This is a genomic window from uncultured Blautia sp., from assembly GCF_902497045.1.
Taxonomy (GTDB): Bacteria; Bacillota; Clostridia; order Lachnospirales; family Lachnospiraceae; genus Blautia_A.
This window is the reverse complement of the sequence record NZ_CABVDF010000288.1, coordinates 1-2,903: the sequence shown is the minus strand read 5'-3', so window position 1 is coordinate 2,903 and position 2,903 is coordinate 1. Positions and strand designations below refer to the sequence as shown.

2 protein-coding genes are annotated in these 2,903 nt (G+C 44.6%); both read left to right on the top strand.

Annotation, left to right across the window (positions count from 1 at the left end):
• On the top strand, positions 1-72 hold a 72-nt coding region (locus tag RDS42_RS15035; protein WP_369124216.1), incomplete at its 5' end, for a Maff2 family mobile element protein.
• A 719-nt stretch (positions 73-791) separates the two neighbouring features.
• Positions 792-2,678, top strand: a complete 1,887-nt coding sequence (gene ltrA, locus RDS42_RS13840) for a group II intron reverse transcriptase/maturase (RefSeq protein ID WP_172698216.1) — start codon at positions 792-794, stop codon at positions 2,676-2,678.
• Positions 2,679-2,903 lie beyond the last annotated feature (225 nt).

The following is a 2,903-nucleotide window of genomic DNA, read 5'->3' as shown; positions in this document are numbered from 1 at the left end:
GGTCTTGGCGTGTGGGGTGTCGTAAACCTTCTGGAAGGATATGGAAATGACAATCGTGCGACACGTTCGTAAGTGAAAAGCTTACGCACAAAGTCGAAGGGCAATTGTAGCCCGAAACTTTGGAGAACTGATATTCCGATGGGTGAAATGAGGGGGTAACGTCCCGAAGCGCCACCCTAATACTCCGAATGGCGGGGAGCATGCAACGGCTCTCTCCAAAAGTTTATAGAGCTCGGTGAAGTCGGCAGAGAGCAACCGTAAGACTGGTTTTCAGACCAGACACGAAAGCTGTCCAGAGGTGGATGGTGTTGCCTATATGCCGGGGGTCGGATATCCATGGTGAGAATGTATGAAAATACTGACGAAATTCTGAATGTACGAGTCTAAACGTTGATGCTGTCGAAAGGCAGTACACCCTTCATGGTGGTATCTGTGGGCGAGTAAAATTGGTTGTTATGAAAGTCCATGCATCGTTACAGGCGGTGCGGTTATGCATGACCAGATACAGGCTTAGAGGAAGAACCTAAAGATATCCAATGATAGGAATATCGGAACGTGGAAAGCTGGGAACACGGAGGCGGTTGCAAGCCAGTGATGTGGTGGATGGGAATACCTTCGCGAGAGGGCAATAACCATTCTTTATTCCAGTGAGAGTAGTGGCACAGTACCTGTGAAGCCGTGAATAAGTAAGCGGTGGAGGGATAGCCACAAGTCGAATTCAGCAAAGAAAATGAAAACACAACAAACACAGCTTCGAGTATGACAAAGAAAATCCAAACCGAAGGGAGAGGATGCCTGTGTTGACTTCGGGGCAGCAAGAAAGGAAAAGTAAACAGAGAAAAATCCGCAACTCAGAGTATTACGACATGGAAGGTACTTTTGACAGGCTGTATGCAGAAAGTAAGAAAGATAAAACCTTCAACCATCTGATGGAAATCATCGAGAGTGAAGAAAATATCAAGCTTGCATACAGAACGATAAAGAAGAATACAGGAAGTGATACTTCGGGAGTGGATAAAAGGACGATAGCCGACCTTGCAAAGTTAAGCGAGGAAGAATACGTCCGTCTCATACGGAAACAATTCAGTAATTATCATCCACGACCCGTAAGGCGAGTGGAGATACCAAAGCCCAATGGAAAGTCCAGACCTCTGGGAATTCCAACTATCGTAGATCGGATCGTACAGCAATGTATTTTGCAGGTCATGGAGCCGATATGTGAAGCAAAATTCAGTGAGAACTCCAACGGGTTCCGCCCGAACCGTTCCGCTGAGACTGCTATTGCGCAATGCATGAGGCTGATACAGGTACAGCATCTGTACCATGTGGTTGACCTCGATATTAAAGGCTTCTTTGATAATATCAGCCATACAAAGCTGATTCGTCAGATATGGGCATTGGGAATCCGGGACAAAAAGCTGTTATGCATTATAAAAGAGATGCTGAAAGCACCTGTTGTTCTGCCAGATGGGAAGAAAACATATCCCGCACGGGGTACCCCGCAAGGCGGTATTTTGTCGCCATTGCTTGCAAACATCGTATTGAATGAACTGGATTGGTGGATTGCCTCACAATGGGAGGAGATGCCAACAAAAACAAAATTCAAAACGAGGAGCAATGCGCAGGGAACAGAGATTAAGAGCCACGCTTACAGGGCTCTGCGCCGGAGCAGATTAAAAGAGATGCATGCAGTTCGGTACGCAGATGATTTTAAAATTTTCTGCGCAACACATGAGGATGCTGTCAGAGCATACAAGGCAACAGAGTTATGGCTAAAGGACAGGCTGGGGCTGGAAATCAGCCCTGACAAATCCAAAGTAGTAAATCTCAAAAGACAGAATTCTGATTTTCTCGGGTTCAAGCTGAAAGTTCGTAAAAAGGGTAAGAAATATGTGGTTCGGTCTCATATGAGCGATAAAGCATACAAAAAGGCTCATGAAAAAGTCTCGGAAGAAGTAAAGAAACTGGCTCATTCGTCAGATGATAATGCTCAGTTCATGCAGCTTCAGAAATATAACTCTGTAGTTGCCGGACTTCATGAATACTATTGTATTTCTACAGAAGTATCCCATGACTTCAGCAGACTTGCCTTCAGTGTCAACAAACAGCTCAGAAACAGACTGAAAGGAGACTTATCCAAAAAGGGACAGCTCAGAAATGGGTTCATTAAAGAAAAGTATGGAGCAAGCAGACAGATGAGGTTCCTTCATGGACGTCCGGTGGTTCCACTGGGATATGTCCAGTCAAAGAATGCCCAGCATAAAAGGAAATCCATCAATAAATATACGGTAAAAGGTCGGGAACAGATTCATAAGAATCTTGCAATCGACACAGCGACAATGTTATGGCTGATGAGAAATCCTGTAAAGGGCAGAACCATTGAATATGCGGATAACCGTATTTCTTTGTATGCGGCACAGTATGGTAAATGTGCAGTGACAGGAATTCCGATGGATTCCCACGATATTCACTGCCACCATAAAGTGCCGGTTAGCAATGGCGGTTCGGATGAATACGCAAATCTTATTCTTGTCAGCAAAGCGGTTCATATCCTTATCCATGCTTCTTCAGAACTTACGATTGAAAAGTACCTGAAATCCTTAAATCTTGACAATAAACAAATAGAAAAGCTTAACAAACTTCGTATTATGGCAGAAATGCCACCTATTATTCTTTGAATTTAATGCTGTAACGAAGTGTGTAAGTTGTGTTTAAAAGCCCTGGACGGCTGAATTCGATGGAGCGCCGTGTGCGGTGAAAGTCGCATGCACGGTGTGGAGCGGGGGAAAATCCGGAGATAACTTCAAAGGATTACCTATCGCTATCCGGTGCTAAGAGCCAGGGCATCAAACAGTTCATGGCTAATTAAAGGGAACAAAAAGAAAGGAAAACCAATCCAGACG